The organism is Tsukamurella conjunctivitidis (genome assembly GCF_007858475.1).
GTDB classification, from domain to species: domain Bacteria; phylum Actinomycetota; class Actinomycetes; order Mycobacteriales; family Mycobacteriaceae; genus Tsukamurella; species Tsukamurella conjunctivitidis.
In genome coordinates, this window is sequence record NZ_VIGX01000215.1 from 1 (window position 1) to 566 (window position 566).

Annotated in this window: 1 pseudogene; it reads left to right on the forward strand. The window is 64.7% G+C overall.

Going from position 1 to position 566, the window contains the following annotated elements:
- The first annotated feature begins 12 nt into the window (after positions 1 to 12).
- Positions 13 to 509: pseudogene (locus FK530_RS27140) on the forward strand (NAD(P)-dependent oxidoreductase).
- Positions 510 to 566 lie beyond the last annotated feature (57 nt).

A 566-nucleotide genomic window follows, 5' to 3' on the forward strand; every position in this document is an offset into this window, starting at 1 on the left:
GGAGCCGGACGGATCGGCTCCCGTGTCTCGGAACTCCTGCAACCCTTCGGGTGCCGGGTCTCCTACTTCGACCCGCATGTGAGTACGGTTCCCGGCGCCAAGCGGTGCCGCTCCCTGCACGAGCTGCTGTCGACGAGCGATGTCGTCTCCCTCCATGCCCGCGCCACCGAGGGGCGAAACCGCTCATCGACGAGGAAGCGTTGGCGTCGATGCGAGGATCCGCCGTACTGGTCAACACTGCGCGCAGCACTCTGGTCGACAGTGAGGCCCTGGTCAAGGCTGTCGCATCAGGACGACTGGGAGCAGCAGCTCTGGACACCTTCGACGTGGAGCCCCTGCCCGTGGACAGTCCCCTTCGCACCGTCCCCGACATCCTGGTGACCCACCATCTCGCAGGTTCGAGTGAAGAAGCGTTCTCCGGTTCGGTTCCACAGCTTGCCCGGCGACTGGAGGAGTTGCTGTGCGCAGATGCGGCGTCCTGCGCACCATCGCGGAAGGAGCAGGAATGAGCGTCATACCTGCAGGATCAGCAACCGTCGTGGCATCGGTTCACAAGTTGTCCCGGT